Below are 17,971 nucleotides of genomic sequence, written 5' to 3'. Positions count from 1 at the left end.
CCCGCCGCCAAGGCCCCGGCCAAGCGCAGCCGCAAGAAGGCCGGCGCCGCGCCGGTGGATGCGCCGGTGGACGCGCCGGTGGATGCGCCGGCCGAGGCTGCGGCCGAAGCTGCCCCGGTAACCCCGGCCCCCGCGCCGGCGGCGCCGGTGGCCGAGGCGCCGGCCGCTCCCGCGGTCGAGGCCCCGGCTGACGCCCCGGCGGGTGGCCCGGCGGAGGACGCCGAGCCGGTGGCCGCCGCCCCGGTGCAGCCGACGCTGGTCGAAGCCGCCGCCGACGCGCCGAAGAAGCGCGGCTGGTGGAAGCGCTGATGCGTGAACGGTCCCCGCGGCGGCGCCTGTCGCCGCCGCGGGGGCCGGCCCGCTCCCGCAACGCCCGCCTCCGCCATTCCCGCCTGGCTGCCCGCCCATGACCACCGACCTGGACTTCGCGCCGCTGCGCACCGAGCGCCTCACGCTGCGCCCGCTGCGCGCCGAGGACGCCGCCGAGCTGCACCGGCTGATCAATGACTGGGAGGTCGTGCGCTGGCTGTCGCGCGTGCCGTTTCCCTATCCGCGCGAGCTCGCGGATGACTGGATCGCCTCCACCCACAGGCAGCTGGCCGAGGGCAGCGCCTGGCACCTGGCCATCGTCGGCCAGGACGGCGACACCGAGGTGCTGGTCGGCTGCGTCGGCCTGACGCGCGAGGCCGACAGCCGCCGCGCCGAGCTCGGCTACTGGGTCGGCCGCCGCTTCTGGGGCCATGGCGTCGCCGCCGAGGCCGCCGGGCGGCTGGCGCGCTGGGGCCTGGCGCATCTCGACCTGGACCGCATCTTCGCCCATGTCCTGGAGGAGAATGCCCGCTCCGGCGCCGTGCTGCAGCGGCTGGGGCTGAAGGAATCCGGCCGGGCGGAGGCGCATTTCCTGGCCCGCAACGGCCGCCTGCCCGTGGTCTGCTTCGAAGGCGGCCGCGAGGACATGACCGAGTTCCCCCCCACCGCCGAGCCGGTGGTGCCGAAGGCCGAGCCCGCCGCCGGCGCCAAGCCGATGCTGCTGGTCGCCGCCTGCGCCCTGGTCGACCCGGATGGCCGCGTGCTGCTGGCCCGCCGCCCGGAAGGCAAGCCGATGGCCGGCCTGTGGGAATTCCCCGGCGGCAAGCTGGAAGCCGGCGAGACGCCCGAGGACGCGCTGATCCGCGAGCTGCGCGAGGAGCTCGGCATCGACGTCTCCGCTGCCTGCCTGGCACCCTTCACCTTCGCCAGCCACGATGCCGGCCGCTTCCACCTGCTGATGCCGCTCTACCTCTGCCGCCGCTGGGAGGGCACGGTGACGGCGAGGGAAGGCCAGGCCCTGGCCTGGGTCCGTCCCAACAAGCTTTCCGACTATGCCATGCCGCCGGCGGACAAGCCGCTGGTCGCGCTGCTTCGGGACTTCTTGTAGGCCTCAGGCGCCGGCGCCGCCTCGGGCGGCTTGGCGGCGCCGCCCGCATGCTCCGCGCCCAGCCTTCGCGCATCGCCGGCTGCCGGAAGGGCACCCCCCCCTTCCGCCGCCGCCCGATCGGCCTAGGATTGCCGCGACACCGACAAGCGGAACGCGCCATGACCAATCCGACGGCCTGCCTGCTCATCATCGGCAACGAGGTGCTCTCGGGCCGCACCCAGGATGCCAACCTGAAGTTCCTGGCGACCCGGCTCGGCGAGATCGGCATCCCGCTGCGCGAGGTCCGCGTCATCCCCGACGTGCCCGAGACCATCATCGGCACCGTCAACGAGGTGCGCGCGAAGTTCGACCATGTCTTCACCACCGGTGGCATCGGCCCGACGCATGACGACATCACCGCCGAATGCATCGCGGCCGCCTTCGGCGTGCCCTGGGAGCCGCATCCCGAGGCCTGGCGCCGCCTGGAGGCGCACTACGCCCGCCAGACCCCGCCCGCCGAGTTCAACGCCGCCCGGCAGCGCATGGCCACCATGCCGCGCGGCGCCAGCCTGATCGACAACCCGGTCTCCATCGCGCCCGGCTTCATCATCGGCAACGTCCACGTCATGGCCGGCGTGCCGCGCATCATGCAGGCGATGTTCGAAGGCCTGGCCCCCAGCCTGCGCGGCGGCACCCCGGTGCAGTCGCGCACCGTCCACGCCCGCGGCATGCTGGAAGGCGCCATCGCCGAAGGCCTGGGCCAGATCCAGAAGGACTTCCCGGAGCTCGACATCGGCTCCTACCCCTTCTACCGCAGCGAAGGCGGCGGCGTGGCGCTGGTGGCCAAGGGCACGGATGCCGCCCGCCTGGACGCGGCTGCCGCGGCGATCACGGCCTTCATCGTGGGACTGGGGCATACGCCGGTCGTTGGCGAGCCTTCTTAAGAGAAGGCGGTTCCAGAGAAGAGTTCGGGCAAGGCTGGGGGAATGAATTCCCCCAGACCCCCATCTTCTTTCTGTTCTGTCGGCCATTGGACGCCCAGCCGCTTGACCGCAGGCGACACCAGGGCATCGCGGCGGGACACAGAATCATAAAACGGCGCAACCTCGAAGGTCGTGCTGCCGACTGGCCATTTCACGTCCTTTCTCCACGTGGACACGGCAGTCTGACAGAAAAAAGAAGGGGTCCAGGGGAATTCATTCCCCTGGCCTGCCCCTGTTCTTCTCTACGAAAGAAGGAACTCTATCCTCGCTCTCTCGCAGATTCCCTTGATCTGAGCTGCAAGAGTTCCAGGCACGGGGATGCCGAGATCCAGGCGGCGCGCGTGCTCGGCGCGCTCCGGGTCGCCGGGAACCAGAACGGGTTCGTCGGCCGAGGCCGGCGGCGTCGCGCGCATGATCGAGGTGAAGCTTTCGAGATCCGCGCTGAATTCCTCGGGCGCGCGGAAGGCGGCCGGGTCGATGGCCAGGAAGAAGTGGCCGACATTGTCGGGCTGGCCGGGCCTGGTGTCGCGGACCGACAGGGCGCCGCCGGTCAGCGTTCCCGCCAGGATCTGCACCATCATCGCCAGGCCATAGCCCTTGTGGCCGGCGGTCTCGGCGCGGCCGCCCAGCGGCGTCAGGCCCCCTTCGGCGCGGCGGAACAGGTACTGCATGCCCTCGGCCGCGTCGGTGACCGGGCGGCCGGCGCCGTCGACCACCCAGCCTTCCGGCAGGGGCCAGCCGTTCAAGGCATAGACCTTCACCTTGTTGCCGGCGGCGGTGGTGCTGGACATGTCGAGCACGAAGGCCGGGTCGGTCCCGCTGCCGGGCGCGGCGACGGCCAGCGGGTTGGTGCCCAGCATCGGCTGCGCGCCGCGGGCGGGCACCGCCAGGATGCTGCGGGCGGTGGTCATCACCATGCCGATGGCGCCGCGGCGGGCGGCGCGGCGGGCGTAGCAGCCGGCGGCGCCGAAATGATGCGAGTTGCGCACGCCGACGATGCCGACGCCCTGGGCCAGCGCCTTGTCGGTGGCCAGGTCCATGCCCCAGGCGGAAACCGGATGGCCGAGGCCTGCGCCGCCGTCGAGCAGCGCGGTGCAGCCATTCTCGCGGATGACCTTGGGCGCGCCGTTGATCCGGAGCACGCCGTCGGCGCGCAGCGTCTCGTACATCGGCAGCATCGACAGGCCGTGCGAATCGATGCCCATCAGGTCGCTCTCGACCATGATGGCGGCGGTGGTGGCGCACGGCTCCGGCGCCATGCCCCAGGCGGCGAGGATCGCTTCGATCTGGCGCTGGATGGTCGCGGCCGGGCGGCGCGGCGCGTCGGTCTCGGGCATGTTCCTGCTTCTTCTTCTCAGTCTTCGAGGAATCGGGCCAGGCGCACCGCGGTATGGCCGCGCATCGTGCGGGGCGAGGGCATCACCAGCAGGCAGTCGTCATGCGGCGTGCGGATCTCGGTCTCGCCGTCGAGGGCCAGCAGCGTGTTGCGCTCGGGGATGACGCTGCCGCCGCGGAAGGTCTGCACGAAGCCGAAGGAATGCGTCCCCGCGATGACGGTGCGGGTGACCTCGGCGGCGCGGGCGCGCGGGTGCTCGACGGCGCCGCCCGGCAGCAGGCCGGTCTCGCGCAGCAGCGCGGTGGCGCAGGCCTCGAGCGTCGCCAGCGTCGCCGCTTCCCAGTGCTGCCCGGCCTCGACCAGCAGCGCGGTGCGATGGCTGCCCTCGGCGCTGAAGGTGGCGTGGTCGATCAGCCGGCGGCCGGTGCTGTGCCCCTGGTCGGAGACCACCAGCGGCGGCACGCCGAGCTTCTGGCCGAGCTGCCGCGCCCGCAGGCTGCCGCCCGCCAGCATCAGCGGGTCGGAGGGCCAGAGCATGGAATGCAGGTCGAGCAGGATGTCGACCTCGGCCAGCAGCGGGCGCAGCTGGCGGGCGCGGCGGAGCTCGGCGCTGTCGCGCGGGCCGTCCAGCACCTTGTCGCACCAGACGCGGTTCAGGTCCTCGTCGACGAAGCGGCTGAGCGTCGGGTCGGCGGGGTCGAAGCGGGCGAAGGCGGCGAGATTGGCCAGGATCAGCGTCAGCCGGCCGCGCGCCGGGCGCAGCCCCTGCTCCAGCCAGCGCGCCAGCAGGATGCCGCCGGCGATCTCGTTGCCATGGATCAGCCCGACCAGCGCGACATGCGGCCCGGGCCGATCCGAGGAAAAGCTCCAGACGCCGGGCAGCAGGTTGCCGGAGGCCCAGGGGCGCAGGTCCGGCACCGGCAGCTCGACCGGGAAATGCGGCAGGAAGGCGCGCGCCCCCCCTGTCACGTGTCGGCGGCTCCGCGGTCGCGGAGGTCCAGCGAAGCGCCAGGCTGCGTCGGCAAGGCCATCCCCCTCTGCTCTCCCGCGGCAACTCTATACGCAGGTGCGAGATCGGCAACCGGGGGAAGGGGACACGCTTCGCAGGGTTTTGTCAGACCGCCCGGGGCACGATGGTGACATCCGCCCCGGGGATCAGTGCCGCGATCTCGGCCCGCAGCCCGGCGGTGGCGGCGTCGACCGCGGCCAGGGTCATGGCGCCGCGGAAGCCCAGCTCGATCTTCACATGCACGCTCCTGCCGGAGCTGCGGCTGCGCACCGAGAGCAGCGCGTCGTAATCGGCGAAACGGGCGCCCAGCGCGCGGTTCAGCAGCATCTGCCGTTCCTCGTCCAGGCTGCGGTCGAGCAGGTCGGGCAACGATTCCCGCCACAGCTTCGCGGTGACGCCCAGCATGACGCAGGCGACGAAGAGGGTGCCCACCAGGTCGGCGACGCGGCTGGTGGTCGAGCCGGGGGCGATGGCCGAGAGCACCACGGCGCCGACCGCGACGGTGGAGGCCAGGATCTTCGAGACGCGGGAGCGGATCTGCCCGGTCATCAGCACCGAGGTGCCGTCGCGCCCGGCCCGCCACAGCGCGACGCCGGCGGCGACATTGACCGCCAGGTTCACCGCCGCGGCGCCGGAGGCGGCCCAGAGCGACAGGGCGCTGCCATAGACCGCGGCCTCGCCGGCGGTGAAGCGGCCGATGGCGCGGCTGGCGACCCAGGCGGCGCCGGCGGCCATGGCCAGGCCGACGATCAGGTTGGCGAACTGCTCGACCTTGCCCGAGCCGAATTCATAGGCCGCCATCTGGCCGCGATGGATGCGGCGCATCAGCCCGTAGATCACCAGCTCCAGCATGGTCAGCAGGCCGCCGCGCACGAGCTCGGCCAGGGTCGTCATCGAATGCGACCAGAGCGACACGGCGGTGAACAGGATCACCGTGCCGATATCGGCCAGGGCGCTGCCCAGCAGCGACCTTTCGCGGGCGAGCGCCGCCGGGTCCAGGCCCGGCTCAGCCACCTTGGCGCGCCTCCTGCCGGGCCTGCGCGACCAGGTTCTGCAGCGTGGGCAGGTCGACGGCGCCGGGGACCAGGGTGTTGCCGATGACCAGCGCCGGCGTCCCCTCGATCGACAATGCCCGGGCCAGGCCGACATTGTGCTGCAGCCGCGCCAGGATCGCCGGATCCTCCATGTCGCGCTTCGCCCGCACCCAGTCGATGCCTAGCTTCTGCGCCTCGGCCTGCAGCGCCGCCTCGGTCGGCTCGCCGCGCAGCTGCATCAGCGCATCCTGGAAGGCGGCGTACTTGCCCTGGCGCTGCGCGGCGAGCAGCGCGCGGCTGGCGACCACGCTGGCCGGCCCGAGGATCGGCAGGTCCTTCATCACCACGCGGATCTGCGGATCGGCGCGCAGCAGGGCCTGCAGCGTCGGGTGCAGCGCCTTGCAATAGCCGCAGCGGGCATCGAAGAACTCGACGATGGTCAGGTTGCCCTGCGGGTTGCCCTTCACCGGATCGGCCGGGTCGGCCAGCAGCGCCTCGCGCTGCGCCAGGATGGCGCCGCGCTGGGACGTCGCGCGGTCGCGGGTCTCGGCCTCCTGCATCGCCGCCAGCGCCTCGCGCAGGATCGAGGGGTCGCGCTTCAGCGCATCGCGCAGCACCTCGACCACCTCGGCCCGCTGCAGCGGGGTCAGCCCCAGCTGAGTCTGGGCTTGGGCCTGGGCCTGGGACGCCATCGGCGAGGCGAGGGCGGCGCAGGCCGTCAGGGCCAGGGAGAGGCGACGGGCAAAGCGGGGGGCCACCGAAACAAGCATCATCACGCGCAGTCCATCTCCCGCCTCGGGTGGTTTTCCGGAACCATCATCGGCCAGCCGGCGCGGGGATGCCAGGATGAAGCGCCGGCGGCCTTGCGCAGATTTGATCAGAGGGGCCCGCTGGCGCCCGGGGCGGAACGGATCGCCGGCGGATCGCGCCCATCGCGTGGTTGCCGCTTGCGGCGAAGGCGTCTATGGCGCGGCTTGCGGAATCGGCTGGCCTTCCTGCAGGAGGCGCAACGGGCCGGCAGCAGCGGAGTAAGATCGCCAGCATGAGCAGCATCGCGCGCAACCGGCCGGGCCGTCCGTCCATCCTCCAAGCCCTGTCGTCGCGGCGCTTGCCGCAGGGGCTGCCGCAGGGCCGCCTGGCGCTGCTGGGCATGCTGGCGCTGACCGGCTGCAGCACGGTGAACAACGTCCTCGGCAGCGTCGCCGGCGGCAGCGGCCCGACCGAAGGCCAGCTGGGCTATGTCCAGGGCTTCCTGGGCGGCGCCGTCGCCGACGAGCCGCGCGCGGCCCTCGTCGCCCGCGACGTGCTGTCGACCGGCGGCACCGCGGTCGATGCGGCGGTGGCGGCCGGCTTCACGCTCGCCGTGACCCTGCCGTCGCGCACCGGCCTCGGCGGCGGCGGCGCCTGCCTGGTCTATACCCATGCCCGCAACCAGACCGAGGCGGTGCTGTTCCAGGGCCCGGCCTCGGTTGCCAGCGGCCCGCGCGCCGACCGCCCGGCCGCCGTGCCGATGCTGGCCCGCGGCCTCTTCGCGCTGCACACCCGCGCCGGCCGCCGCCCCTTCGAGGAGCTGGTGGTCCCGGCCGAGCAGCTGGCGCGCTTCGGCACCTCGACCTCCCGCGCGCTGGCGCAGGACATCGCCGGCGTCGCCGGGCCGCTGCTGGCCGATCCCGCGGCCCGCGCGGTCTTCGCGCCCGCCGGCACGCCGCTGCGCGAGGGCGAGACCCTGCTGCAGCCGGATCTCGCCACCACGCTGGCCAGCCTGCGCACCGCCGGCGTCGGCGACCTGCACCAGGGCGCGCTGGCCCGCCGCGTCGAGCAGCTTTCGGCCCAGGCCGGCGGCCCGATCCGCGTCGAGGATCTCCGCGCCGCGCTGCCGTCCTTCGCGCCGCCGATCCAGATGACCGTCGGCAACGACCTGCTGTCCTTCCTGCCGCCGCCGGCCGATGGCGGCCTGGCCGCGGCGGTCGCCTTCAAGGCGCTGCAGGGCAATGCCAGTCTCCAGGCCGCCGGGCAGCAGGGCCTGGCCGCCGCCATGGCCTGGCGCCAGGGCGGGCGCGACGCCGCCGCGCTGCTGGCCAATCCGCCCCAGGCCAGCGCCGGGCTGCCGGTGCTGCCGGCCTCGGCCAGCCTGGTGACGCTGGACCGCGACGGCAATGCGGTGACCTGCGCCTTCAGCCTGAACAACCTCTTCGGCACCGGCCGCGTCGTGCCGCAGCTGGGCTTCGTGCTGGCCGCGGCGCCTGCGCGCGGCCGGGTCGAGCCGCCGCTGCTCTCGGCGGTGCTGGCGCACAATGTCTCGCTGAAGGCCTTCCGCTATGCCGGCGCCGGCACCGGCCAGGCCGAGGCGCCGGTCGCCGCCGCCCTGCCGGCCGCCCGCCACCTGCTGGGCCGCGAGCCGGTCGCGGCCGCGGTCGCCGCGGTGCCCGAGCCGGGGCGGGCCAATGCCATCGGCTGCACCGCCTACATGCCCGGCCGGGCCGACCAGTGCACCGCCGCAGCCGATCCGCGCAGCGCCGGCCTGGCGGTGGCCGGCCAGCAGTAAGGCCCGGAGCCTGGCATGCTGAAGACCGGCCGCGGCGCCGAGGCGCCGCCCTTCCTGGTGATGGACGTCATCGCCGCGGCCAATGCGCGGGCCGCGGCCCAGCCGCCCGGCGCACCGGCCGTGCTGCGCATGGAGGTCGGCCAGCCCTCGACCGGCGCCCCGCGCGGCGCGGCAGAGGCGGCGATGCGCGCCCTCTCGGCCGGCGCGCCGATGGGCTACACCGAGGCCTTCGGCCTGCCCTCGCTGCGCGCCCGCATCAGCCGGCACTATGCCGACAAGTATGGCGCTGTGGTGCCGGCCGGGCGGATCGCGGTCACCGTCGGCGCCTCGGGTGCCTTTCCGCTGGCCTTCCTGGCGGCCTTCGACCCGGGCGACCGGGTCGCCATGGCGGCGCCCTTCTACCCGCCCTACGCCAATATCCTGACCTCGCTGGGCATGGTGCCGCAGCTGCTGCCCTGCGACGCCTCGACCCGCTTCCAGCCGACCATCGCCATGCTGGAGGCGCTCGACCCGCGGCCCGAAGGGCTGATCGTCGCCTCCCCCTGCAACCCGGCCGGCACCATGCTGGCGCCGGCAGAGCTCGAGGCCATCGCCCGCTGGTGCCATGGCAACGGCGTGCGGCTGGTCTCGGACGAGATCTATCACGGCCTGTCCTACGGCATGGCGGAGGCCACGGCAGCCGGCTGCAGCGTGGCCGAGGCCGGTCCCGGCAGCCTGCCTGCGCCCGCGGCGGGCGACGAGGCTGGGGGCAGGCTGAGCTCGGCCAGCTTGAGCTCGGCCAGCCTGGGCCCGAGCGCCATCGTCATCAACAGCTTCTCGAAATACTGGGCGATGACGGGCTGGCGGATCGGCTGGATGGTGCTGCCGGACGACCTGATCCGTCCGGTCGAGACGCTGGCCCAGAACATGTTCATCAGCGCGCCGCATGTGGCCCAGGTCGCGGCGCAGGCGGCGATGGACTGCACCGAGGAGCTGGAGGCCAACCGCGAGCGTTACCGCCGCAACCGCGACATCCTGATGAACGAGATGCCGGGCGCCGGCTTCCCGCAGCTGGCCTCGGCCGATGGCGCCTTCTACCTCTGGGCCGACATCTCGCACCGGACCAATGACAGCCTTACCTTCTGCGCGCGGATGCTCGCCGAGATCGGGGTGGCCGCCACGCCGGGGGTGGATTTCGACCCTGACCGCGGCGGCCGCTTCCTGCGGCTGAGCTATTGCGGCGCCGAGGCCGACATCCTGGACGCGGTGCGGCGGCTGCGCGCCTGGCGCTGAACGGGGACAGGGCGATGCGGCGGGTCGCCCGGCCCCAGCCTTGAGCCCGCGGCGCCCCGCCTCGGCACCGGGGGCGAGCCTCGCCAGGGGCTGACGGGGATGCCGTGACGGACAGGCGTCCGGCAGTCCGGTGGCGCGCGCCGCATCGAACCGGAACCACAACGTTGGGCGCCCGTTACTCGGCTATGCCCCTCCGCCGTTTCGTCCGCCCGGCCCTGCTTCGCTCCCTGTCGACCGCCTGGCGATGGCTCGCCAGCGCCGGCTTCGTGCTGCTGGCCTTTGCCATCCGCCGCTGGCTGCTCGAGCACCAGACCACGCTGCCCTTCCTGTTGTTCTTCCCCGCCATCATCCTGTCGGCGGTGCTGCTGGACCGCGGTTCGGGCATCTTCGCAGCGCTGCTCAGCACCGGCCTGGCGGTCTACTACTTCGTTCCGCCGATCCACTCCTTCGCCATACCGAACGCCGAGACGGCACTGAACGTCGCCCTGTTCCTCGGCTCCGGCCTGTTCATCGCCCTGATCACCGAATCGCTCCACATCGCCTATGTGGAGGCCGAGAAAGCCCATGCCGAGATCCTCTCCGCCCGGCGCGCCGCCGAGGAGGCCATCCACGAGCGCGACCTGCTGCTGCTTGAATTCGGCCATCGCGTGAAGAACGATCTGGCCCGCATCAGCGCCACCACCCGGATGCAGGCGATCGGCGCCTCGCCGGAGACGGCGGCTGCCCTGCAGGCCGTGGCAGAGCGCGTGCAGGTCCTCTCCCGGGTGCATGACCGCCTGGCGCGCCGCGAAGGGCAGGTGATGGTGAACATGCACGACTTCCTGCATGACCTCGTCGCGGATCTGCGCAGCAACCTGACCAATCTGAGCCCGGTGGGCCTGTTCATTGAAGCCGAGCCGCACAGCCTGCCGGTCGCGCGCGCGGGCGCGGTCGGGCTGATCGCCAATGAGCTGATCATGAACGCGCTGAAGCACGCCTTCCCGGATGAGCGCGCCGGCGCCGTCAGCCTGGCCTTTCGCCGCGAGGGCATCGATCTGCTGCTGACCGTGGCGGATGACGGCGTCGGGCTGCCCGAGATGCCGCCCGAGGGTCACCAGGCAGAAGCCCAGCGGCGGCGCGGCATGGGCCGCCGCCTGGTCCGCGCCCTGGCGGCGCAGCTGGGCGGCTCGGTCGAGACGTCCCGGGCCAGCGAGGCAGGGGGCACCGCCCATCTTGTCCGCTTCCCGGTCGAGGAGCCCCGCGGATCGGCCGGCGAATGGCCAGAGCCACCGGCAGGACGGCCGCTGCCTGGCTGAAGCGCGGGCGCAACCAACCCGTGCCGGCATCGTTCCCCTGCCACAGCAGAGGAGGATGCCGCCCATGAGCCAAAGCCCATCCCGGGACCTGCCCGGCTTCCTGACCCGGCGGCCCCTGCTGCGCGCCGTGCGCGAGGCCCTGGCGGCAAGCCAGGCCGCTCCGGATGACAAGCAGTAGGCGCGAGGCGGGCTAGGGCGGGCAGAAGCCGCCCGCGCGCTACTCGCCTTGCAGGAAGAAGCGCTGCACCCGGCCCATCAGCTCGCGCAGGTCGAAGGGCGGAGGGGGCTCGCCACCCTGCTCGGGCGGCACGCGGGCGGTGAAGGCGGCCAGCGCCGTCTCGGTCTGCGCCAGGCGCAGCTCGCGCGGCGGCGCCTCGGCGGTGGCCGAGCCAAGCCCCATCACCCGGATCAGCACGCGGTCGGCGCGGGCCAGCTCGGCGGCTGCGCGGACCGAATCCTCGGGGCGGGGGGAGCAGACGACGCTGCGGCCTTCCAGCGCGCAGGGCATCTCGAACAGCGGGTTGGGGGGAAAGCGCATCTGCACCGTGCCGGTGAGCGCCAGCAGCCCGCGCGCCGGGTTGTCGAGGCCGAGCTCGCGCGCCGTCACCACCGGCACCAGCCGGCCGCGCCGCGGCGAGACCTCCAGCGCCAGCGCGCCCTGGCCGTTGGCGGCGGGCTCCACCGGCGTCTCGTGCACCATCCGGCAACTGGCCTTGTCGGTCATCGGATCGGCGGTGCAGGACAGGATCCAGGGGCCATAGCTGTCGGTCGCCGCCGCGGCCGGCAGCGCGGCCAGCGGCAGCAGCATTGCGAGGATCCGCGGGGCGAGGGTGGCGAGGCGGCGCATGCCGGGCAATGTAGGAAGCCAGAGGGGAATCCGCCATGAACAGAATCGCCCTGCCGGATGGCAGCACCGTTCCCGCCCTGGGCCAGGGCACCTGGAAGATGGGCGAGCGCGGCGCCGACCGTGCCGCCGAGGCGCGCAGCCTGCGGCTCGGCCTCGACCTCGGCCTGACGCTGATCGACACCGCCGAGATGTATGCCGATGGCGGCGCCGAGGAGGTGGTGGCCACGGCCGTCGCCGGCCGGCGCCAGGAGGCCTTCCTGGTCAGCAAGGCCTATCCGCAGAACGCCTCGGCCGCCCGCCTGCCGCGCGCCTGCGAGGCCAGCCTGAAGCGGCTGAACACCGACTTTCTCGACCTCTATCTGCTGCACTGGCGCGGCAGCGTGCCGCTCGACGAGACCGTGGAAGCGATGGAGAAGCTGGTCGCCCAGGGAAAGATCCGCCGCTGGGGCGTCTCCAACCTGGATGTCGAGGATCTGGAGGAACTGGGCGAGGGGCTGTCTTCCTGCGCCACCGACCAGGTGCTCTACAATCTCGAGGCGCGCGGCGTGGAATTCGACCTGCTGCCCTATGCGGCGCGGCTGAAGATGCCGGTCATGGCCTATTCGCCGGTGGGGCAGGGCGGCGCGCTGCTGCGCCATGCCACGCTGAAGCGCATCGCCGCCCGCCATGGCGTCAGCCCGGCCCAGATCGCCCTGGCCTGGACGCTGCGCGGCCCGGGCGTGATCAGCATCCCAAAGGCCAGCTCGGAAGCGCATCTGCGCGAGAACGCCGATGTCTGGAAGATCGTGCTGACGCCGGAGGATCTGGCCGAGCTCGACTCGGCCTTCCCGCCGCCGAAGCGGAAGCAGTCCTTGGCAATGCTCTGACGCGCCCTATCCTGGTCCTGTGACCTTGCCGCCCGCCCTGTTGCTCGGCCTGCTGCTGCTGGCGGCCCTGCTCGCCGTCGCCGCACCCTTCCTCGCCGCGGCCGCCCGGCCACGGCTGGGGCGGCTGGTGCCGGCCGCCTGCATCCTGGCGGCGCTGGGCCTGGCCGGCTGCGCGGCTTCGGCGCTGGCGCTCGGCGCGCCTGAGCCGCTGCTGCTGCCCTTCGGCCCGCCCTGGGGACCGATGAGCCTGGCGCTGGACGGGCTCTCGGCCTGGTTCCTGCTGCTGCTCGGCCTGTCGGGCGCGGCCTGCGCCCTCTTCGCCGCGCTGCGCGAGGCCGCGGCGCCGCCGCGCCAGGCGGCCGGGCTGCCGCTGCTGCTGGCCGGGCTGGCGCTGACCCTGCTCGCCGCCGATGGTTTTTCTCTCCTTCTGGGCCTCGGGCTGACGGCGCTGGCGCTCTGGCTGCCGCTGGCTGCCGGCGAGGCCGAGGACGCCGCCCCGCGCCTCGCCGCAGGCCTGGCCCTGGGCTTCTCCCTGTTCAGCCTGGCCTGCCTGGCCACGGCGATCGGCCTGCTGGCGGGCACCGCCGGCGACCTGTCCTTCGCCGCGCTGCGCGCCGCGCCGCCGCAGGGCTGGCAGGCCGCCGCCGTCATGGCGCTGGTCATGCTGGGGGCAGGGGCCGGCGCCGGGCTGCTGCCGCTCCATGGCTGGTTGCCGCTGCTGCAGCCGCATCTGCCGGCTTCCACCGGCGCGCTGCTCTCGGCCGTCGTCGGCAAGGTCTTTCTGTATGTCGCCGCCCGGCTGCTGCTGGATATCGGCGGCCCCGCCCAGCCGCTGGGCTGGGGCGTGCCGCTGCTGGCGGCCGGCGCCGCGACCGCCGTCTTCGGCGCGCTGCGGGCGACGCAGGAAGGCGATGCCCGCTCGATCCTGGCCTGCGCCGGGCTCGGCCATCTCGGGCTGGTCGCCCTGGCCTTCGGCCTGTCCGCCAGCCTGCGCGCCGCCGATCTGGGCGCGCTCGCCGCCTTGGCGGCCGGCGCCGGGCTGCTGCACGCCCTCGGCCACGGGCTGTTCCAGACCCTGCTGACGCTCGTCGTCGGCGAGATCCAGCATTCCGCCGGCTCCCGCCGGCTCGACCGGCTGGGCGGGCTGATCCATGCCATGCCGGCCGTGGCGCTGGCCGCCATTGCCGGCTGCGCCGCCGCCGCCGCCCTGCCGCCGATGGCGGGCTTCGCCGGCAACTGGCTGCTGCTGCAGGCGCTGCTGGCCGCCTGGCGGGTCGGCGAGCTCGGCTTCCAGGTGCTGGTGGCCGCCGCCGTGGCTTCCGTGGGCGTCGCCGCCTCGCTGGGCGCGCTGGCCATGCTGCGCTTCTGGGCCCTGGCCTTCCTCGGCCGGCCGCGCGCGCCGCGGACCCTGGGGGCGCAGGAGCCGCCGCGGGCGCTGCGTTTTCTTTTCTTAGCCCTCGCCGGCGCCGCAGGCGGCATCGGCATCCTGCCTGGGCCGCTGCTGCAGCTGGCGACGCCGGCCCTGTCCCTGGTCAGCGGCCATGCGGGACCGGCCGAGATCAGTGTCTGGTCGGTCAGCGCCGCGGCCGCCGCTTCCGACTACCGCCCGCTCGGCATTGCCCTGCTGCTGGCGGTCGCCTTCCTCGGCCTGGTCGCGCTGCTGCGGCAGATTTCTCCGCGGGCGACGGTGCGCGGCCCGGCCTGGGATGGCGGTTTCGCCGCCCCGCCGCCGCATCTGCCCTTCGGCGAGCCGCTGACCCAGCCCAGCGCCCTCGGCTTCGCGCAACCCCTGCGCCGCATGCTGGCCCGCCGGCTGCTGGCCGCGCGCGAGGACATCACCCTGCCGCCGCCCGGCGACACGGGCCCGGCCCGGCTGCAAAGCCATTTCCACGACCCGCTGCTGCCCGCCCTGCTGGCGCCGCTGCTGCGCGCCCGCGCCGCCTGCGCCGACCAGGCCGAGCGGCTGCGCGACCTTTCCATCCGCCACCTGCTCGGCATGGTCTTCTTTCTGATCCTGGCGCTGCTCGGGGTGCTGGCCTGGTGGGGGGGCGGGGCATGACCCTGCTCGCCGGCATCGTCGCCCAGCTCCTGCACCTGCTGCTGATGCTGGCGCTGGCCCCGCTGCTGCTGGGCTGCATCCGCATCCTCGAGGCCCGGCTGATGGGCCGCCGCGGCCCGCCGCTGCTGCAGCCCTGGCGCGACCTGCTGAAGCTGCTGAAGAAGCGGCCCGTCCTGGCCGAGAACGCCTCCATCGTCTCCGCCGTCACCCCCTATGTCGGGCTGGCGGCCACGCTGGTCGCGGCCAGCCTGGTGCCCGGCTTCGCCCGCGACATGGCGCTGTCGCCGCTGGCCGATCTTCTGCTGGTCGTCGGCCTGCTGGCGATCGCGCGCTGCGCCCTGGCGCTGGCGGCGCTCGATATCGGCAGCGGGCTGGGGGGGCTGGGCGCCGCCCGCGCCATGTCCTTCGCCGCCTTCGCCGAGCCTGCCTTCTTGCTCGCCGTGATGGGCTTCGCCATGCTGGCCGGCAGCACCAACCTGGACGCCATCGGCATCGCCCTGCAGGAAGGCGCGCCGGGGCCGCGCATCTCGCTCGGTCTCGCTTTGGTCGCGCTGCTGGCGGTGGCGCTGGTGGAGAATGGCCGCGTGCCGCTCGACCAGCCGCTGGACCATCCCGCTGGCGCCCCGGCGGTCACCCTGCTGCAGGGGGCCATGCTGCTGGAGGCCTCGGGCCGGCACCTGGCGCTGTGGCAGATGACCGCGGCGCTGCGACTGACCCTGTGGCTGGCGCTGCTGGCGGCGCTGTTCCTGCCCTTCGGCATCGCGCCCGCGGATTCCGGGCCGCTGGCCTGGATGCTGGGCCTGGCCGTCTGGCTGCCCAAGCTGCTGCTGCTGGCGTTGCTGCTGGCCGTTTTCGAATCCGCCATCGCCCGCATGCGGGTGTTCCGCGTGCCGGAGTTCCTGGGTGCTGCGCTGCTGCTGGCGCTGCTCGGGCTGGTCTTCCTCTTCCTTTCCACGGGGCTCGCATGAACGCCGGCGGCTGGCCCTATGACGTGGCGCATATGCTGGGCGGCGGCGTGCTGCTCTTCTCCTTCGTGCTGCTCTATCAGCGGCGGCTGGTGGCCCTCGTCTCCGGCTTCGCGACCCAGGGCGCGCTGCTGGCGCTCGCCATCGCCTGGCAGGGTTTCTTCCAGGACGCGCCCTTGCTGGTGGCCACCGCGGTGATCTCCGGCGCGGTGAAGGCGGTGGTCATCCCGCTGGCCTTGCGCCGGCTGCTGCGGCATCTCGGGCTGCAGCGGGAGCTGGAGCCCGGCCTTGGCGTCGGGCCCAGCCTGGTCGCCGGAGTCGGGCTGGTGACGCTGGCCATCCTGGTCGTGCTGCCCGCCACCGCCGGCGCCGCCCCCCTGGCGCGCGAGGACCTGGCCATCTCCCTGTCGGTGGTGCTGCTGGGGATGCTGATGATGATCACCCGGCGCCATGCCATCAGCCAGGGCATCGGGCTGCTCAGCCTGCAGAACGGGCTGGTGCTGGCGGCGACCGGCATGCCCGGCCTGCCGCTGGTGGTCGAGCTGTCGACCGTCATCCTGGTCGGCGCCCTGGTCGCCGTCGCCGGTTTCTTCGCGCTGCGCCTGCGCCAGGATCTGGGGGCGCTGGACCTGTCGCGGCCGCGGCCGCCGGGGGAGGCGCCGGAATGACCCCCACGCCGGAGGCGGGAACTTGACTTACGCCCCCCTCGTCCTGCTGCATCTGCTGGCGGCGCTGGCCCTCGGCTTCCTGCCGCGGCCGCGCTGGGCCGGCTTCGGCAATCTGGGCGTCGCGGCGCTGGCCCTGGCCTCGTCGCTCGCGCTGTCGGCGGGGCCGCGGGAGGTGGACGGGCTGCTGCATCTCGACGCGCTCAACCTGTTCCTGTCGCCGCTGGTGGCGCTGGTCGGGCTGTCGGCGGCGGCCGCCTCGCTGGCGACGCTGCCCGCCGAGCGCCTCAGCCCCCGCGCCAGCCGCGCCTATTTCTCCGCCTTCCAGCTGTTCCTGGGCGCGGCGCAGCTGGCCCTGCTCGCCGACAACCTTGTTCTCCTCTGGGGCGCGCTGCAGGCGGCGGTGATGGCGGCGGTGCTGCTCTCGGCGCTGCGCCGTGGTCCGGCGGCGGTGGGCGCGGCCTGGAAGCTGCTGATCCTGGGCGGCGTCGGCATCGCCCTCGCCCTGTTCGGCACCATCCTGCTGGCGCTGGCCGCCCAGCCCTATGCCGGCGGCGGCGAGGCCTCTTTGTCCTTCACCGCCCTGCTGCGGGTAGGGCGGGAGGCCGATGGCGGGCTGCTGACGCTGGCCTTCGTCTTTCTCCTCGTCGGCTATGGCAGCATCGCCGCGCTGGTGCCGCTGCAGGGCTGGCTGGCCGATGCCACCGCCGAGGCGCCCGCCGCCATTCCCGCCTTGCTCAACACCGTGCTGCTGGTCGCGGCCCTGCACGCCATCCTGCGCGCCCGCGCCGTGGTGGCGCTGAACCCCGAGGTGGTGGCGCCGGGGACGCTGATGATGGCGCTCGGCCTGGCGACGCTGCTGCTGGCCGGGTTCTCGCTGTGGCGCCGGCGCGATGCCGGGCGCTGGCTGGCCTGGATCGGCATCGCGCAGTCGGGGCTGGCGGCCTTCGCCTTCGGCCTGGGCGGGCCGGCCGCCATCGCCGGCATCCTGCTGCTGCTGGGCCAGGGGCTGCTGCTGGGCGGGCTGGCCCTGGCGCTGGCCGAGGCGCGGCTGATGCGCGGCTCGCAGCAGCTTTCTTCCCTCTCCGGCCTGACGGCCTCGCGGCCCTGGCTGGGGGTGGGGGTGGCGCTGGCGCTGCTGGGCCTGGCCGGGCTGCCGCCGTTTTCCTCCTTTGCCGCCGTCTTCCTGCTGCTGCAGCAGGTGGCGGCGCGGCTGCCCTGGCTGGCCATTCCGCTGGTGCTGGGGCTGCTGCTGGTGGCGCTGGCGCTGGTCACGCGGCTGCAGGCGCTGTGCTTCGGCCCGCCGGGGCCCGCCGCCGCCGCGCCGCCGCCGCCCGGAGAACTCACCGCCCGCTGGGCGATCGGGGCGCCGCTGGCATTGCATCTGGCGCTCGCGGTGGCGCTCGGCCTGTTCCTGCCGCAGCCGCTGCGCGAGGCGCTCGCCGAAGCGGCGAGGATCGTCCAGTGAGCGGCCCGGCCTCCCGCCTGATCCTCTCGGCCGCGCCGCGCGGGGCGGGGCTGTTCGCCCTCGACGCGAGCGCCTGGGCCGCGCTGCCCGCCGCCCTGCGCCAGGAGCCGGAGCTGGAGCTGATGGCGCTCTGGGCCGATGGCGCGCGGGTGCATGCCGCTTTCCGCAGCCTGGCCGCCCCGGCGCCGGTCGTCGCCAGCTGCCCCGTCGAGGGCGGCCGCTTCCCCGCGC

At 73.9% G+C, this 17,971-nt stretch carries 16 protein-coding genes and 1 pseudogene; 12 read left to right on the top strand and 5 right to left on the bottom strand.

Going from position 1 to position 17,971, the window contains the following annotated elements:
• From BKE38_RS31570 to BKE38_RS19205, 3 genes are all read left to right on the top strand, one after another.
• The coding region (locus BKE38_RS31570) for a hypothetical protein (protein ID WP_207553613.1) at positions 1 to 309 on the top strand (309 nt) is incomplete at its 5' end.
• A gap of 97 nt (positions 310 to 406) precedes the next feature.
• Positions 407 to 1,417: a bifunctional GNAT family N-acetyltransferase/(deoxy)nucleoside triphosphate pyrophosphohydrolase gene (locus BKE38_RS33660; protein ID WP_076958875.1), complete on the top strand. Its 1,011-nt coding sequence runs from the start codon at positions 407 to 409 to the stop codon at positions 1,415 to 1,417.
• Positions 1,418 to 1,575: 158 nt separating this feature from the next.
• Positions 1,576 to 2,340 carry a competence/damage-inducible protein A gene (locus tag BKE38_RS19205; protein ID WP_076958874.1) on the top strand — a complete coding sequence of 255 codons (765 nt, stop codon included), beginning with the start codon at positions 1,576 to 1,578 and terminating at the stop codon, positions 2,338 to 2,340.
• Positions 2,341 to 2,621: 281 nt separating this feature from the next.
• Here the strand turns inward: BKE38_RS19205 and BKE38_RS19200 are convergent, their stop codons facing one another.
• The 4 genes from BKE38_RS19200 to BKE38_RS19185 form a co-directional block, all read right to left on the bottom strand.
• A complete protein-coding gene (locus BKE38_RS19200) occupies positions 2,622 to 3,716 on the bottom strand; it encodes an Ldh family oxidoreductase (protein WP_076958873.1) in 1,095 nt (364 codons plus the stop codon).
• Between the two features lie 17 nt (positions 3,717 to 3,733).
• On the bottom strand, positions 3,734 to 4,684 hold the full coding sequence (locus tag BKE38_RS19195; protein ID WP_076958872.1) for a M14 family metallopeptidase: 951 nt from the start codon (positions 4,682 to 4,684) through the stop codon (positions 3,734 to 3,736).
• A 145-nt stretch (positions 4,685 to 4,829) separates the two neighbouring features.
• On the bottom strand, positions 4,830 to 5,738 hold the full coding sequence (locus tag BKE38_RS19190; protein WP_076958871.1) for a cation efflux transmembrane domain-containing protein: 909 nt from the start codon (positions 5,736 to 5,738) through the stop codon (positions 4,830 to 4,832).
• On the bottom strand, positions 5,731 to 6,531 hold the full coding sequence (locus tag BKE38_RS19185) for a DsbA family protein (protein WP_242662479.1): 801 nt from the start codon (positions 6,529 to 6,531) through the stop codon (positions 5,731 to 5,733). Before BKE38_RS19185 ends, BKE38_RS19190 begins: the two co-directional genes overlap by 8 nt.
• Before the next feature lie 269 nt (positions 6,532 to 6,800).
• Here BKE38_RS19185 and BKE38_RS19180 point away from each other — a divergent pair, with 269 nt between their 5' ends.
• From BKE38_RS19180 to BKE38_RS19170, 3 genes are all read left to right on the top strand, one after another.
• Positions 6,801 to 8,303, top strand: coding sequence for a gamma-glutamyltransferase (locus tag BKE38_RS19180; protein WP_165694226.1), 1,503 nt, complete (start codon positions 6,801 to 6,803; stop codon positions 8,301 to 8,303).
• 15 nt (positions 8,304 to 8,318) lie between these two features.
• On the top strand, positions 8,319 to 9,575 hold the full coding sequence (locus BKE38_RS19175) for a pyridoxal phosphate-dependent aminotransferase (protein ID WP_076958870.1): 1,257 nt from the start codon (positions 8,319 to 8,321) through the stop codon (positions 9,573 to 9,575).
• 185 nt (positions 9,576 to 9,760) lie between these two features.
• Positions 9,761 to 10,870: a sensor histidine kinase gene (locus BKE38_RS19170; protein ID WP_076958869.1), complete on the top strand. Its 1,110-nt coding sequence runs from the start codon at positions 9,761 to 9,763 to the stop codon at positions 10,868 to 10,870.
• Between the two features lie 217 nt (positions 10,871 to 11,087).
• On the opposite strand, the gene BKE38_RS19165 is transcribed toward BKE38_RS19170, so the two are convergent.
• Positions 11,088 to 11,717 carry a hypothetical protein gene (locus BKE38_RS19165; RefSeq protein WP_076958868.1) on the bottom strand — a complete coding sequence of 210 codons (630 nt, stop codon included), beginning with the start codon at positions 11,715 to 11,717 and terminating at the stop codon, positions 11,088 to 11,090.
• A gap of 35 nt (positions 11,718 to 11,752) precedes the next feature.
• Here BKE38_RS19165 and BKE38_RS19160 point away from each other — a divergent pair, with 35 nt between their 5' ends.
• The 6 genes and pseudogenes from BKE38_RS19160 to BKE38_RS19135 all read left to right on the top strand — a co-directional run.
• Entirely contained in the window at positions 11,753 to 12,583 is an 831-nt protein-coding gene (locus BKE38_RS19160) for an aldo/keto reductase (protein WP_076958867.1), read from the top strand.
• 19 nt (positions 12,584 to 12,602) lie between these two features.
• Entirely contained in the window at positions 12,603 to 14,642 is a 2,040-nt protein-coding gene (locus tag BKE38_RS19155; RefSeq protein ID WP_131829653.1) for a proton-conducting transporter transmembrane domain-containing protein, read from the top strand.
• Complete coding sequence (locus BKE38_RS19150; protein ID WP_076958865.1) at positions 14,639 to 15,610, top strand: respiratory chain complex I subunit 1 family protein; 972 nt, start codon at positions 14,639 to 14,641, stop codon at positions 15,608 to 15,610. Before BKE38_RS19155 ends, BKE38_RS19150 begins: the two co-directional genes overlap by 4 nt.
• Positions 15,607 to 16,275 (top strand): hydrogenase-4 component E, encoded by a 669-nt coding sequence (locus BKE38_RS32235; RefSeq protein WP_076958864.1) that lies wholly within the window; start codon positions 15,607 to 15,609, stop codon positions 16,273 to 16,275. Before BKE38_RS19150 ends, BKE38_RS32235 begins: the two co-directional genes overlap by 4 nt.
• A gap of 22 nt (positions 16,276 to 16,297) precedes the next feature.
• Positions 16,298 to 17,740, top strand: coding sequence for a proton-conducting transporter transmembrane domain-containing protein (locus BKE38_RS19140; RefSeq protein ID WP_076958863.1), 1,443 nt, complete (start codon positions 16,298 to 16,300; stop codon positions 17,738 to 17,740).
• Positions 17,737 to 17,971, top strand: a pseudogene (locus BKE38_RS19135) (hypothetical protein); the annotation flags it as partial. The gene BKE38_RS19140 and the pseudogene BKE38_RS19135, both read left to right, overlap by 4 nt.

Source organism: Teichococcus deserti (genome assembly GCF_001982615.1).
GTDB lineage: Bacteria > Pseudomonadota > Alphaproteobacteria > Acetobacterales > Acetobacteraceae > Pseudoroseomonas > Pseudoroseomonas deserti.
Note: the sequence above shows the minus strand (reverse complement) of the source record. Positions and strands in the feature narration are given on the sequence as shown.

What these genes read in the sequence shown, in the direction of transcription:
- BKE38_RS19180 (WP_165694226.1), top strand. Translation starts at nt 6,801, where the DNA reads ATGAGCAGCATCGCGCGCAACCGGCCGGGCCGTCCGTCCATCCTCCAA.
- BKE38_RS19160 (WP_076958867.1), top strand. Translation starts at nt 11,753, where the DNA reads ATGAACAGAATCGCCCTGCCGGATGGCAGCACCGTTCCCGCCCTGGGC.
- BKE38_RS19165 (WP_076958868.1), bottom strand. Translation starts at nt 11,717, where the DNA reads ATGCGCCGCCTCGCCACCCTCGCCCCGCGGATCCTCGCAATGCTGCTG.
- BKE38_RS19200 (WP_076958873.1), bottom strand. Translation starts at nt 3,716, where the DNA reads ATGCCCGAGACCGACGCGCCGCGCCGCCCGGCCGCGACCATCCAGCGC.
- BKE38_RS19185 (WP_242662479.1), bottom strand. Translation starts at nt 6,531, where the DNA reads ATGATGCTTGTTTCGGTGGCCCCCCGCTTTGCCCGTCGCCTCTCCCTG.
- BKE38_RS33660 (WP_076958875.1), top strand. Translation starts at nt 407, where the DNA reads ATGACCACCGACCTGGACTTCGCGCCGCTGCGCACCGAGCGCCTCACG.
- BKE38_RS19170 (WP_076958869.1), top strand. Translation starts at nt 9,761, where the DNA reads ATGCCCCTCCGCCGTTTCGTCCGCCCGGCCCTGCTTCGCTCCCTGTCG.
- BKE38_RS19205 (WP_076958874.1), top strand. Translation starts at nt 1,576, where the DNA reads ATGACCAATCCGACGGCCTGCCTGCTCATCATCGGCAACGAGGTGCTC.
- BKE38_RS32235 (WP_076958864.1), top strand. Translation starts at nt 15,607, where the DNA reads ATGAACGCCGGCGGCTGGCCCTATGACGTGGCGCATATGCTGGGCGGC.
- BKE38_RS19150 (WP_076958865.1), top strand. Translation starts at nt 14,639, where the DNA reads ATGACCCTGCTCGCCGGCATCGTCGCCCAGCTCCTGCACCTGCTGCTG.
- BKE38_RS19175 (WP_076958870.1), top strand. Translation starts at nt 8,319, where the DNA reads ATGCTGAAGACCGGCCGCGGCGCCGAGGCGCCGCCCTTCCTGGTGATG.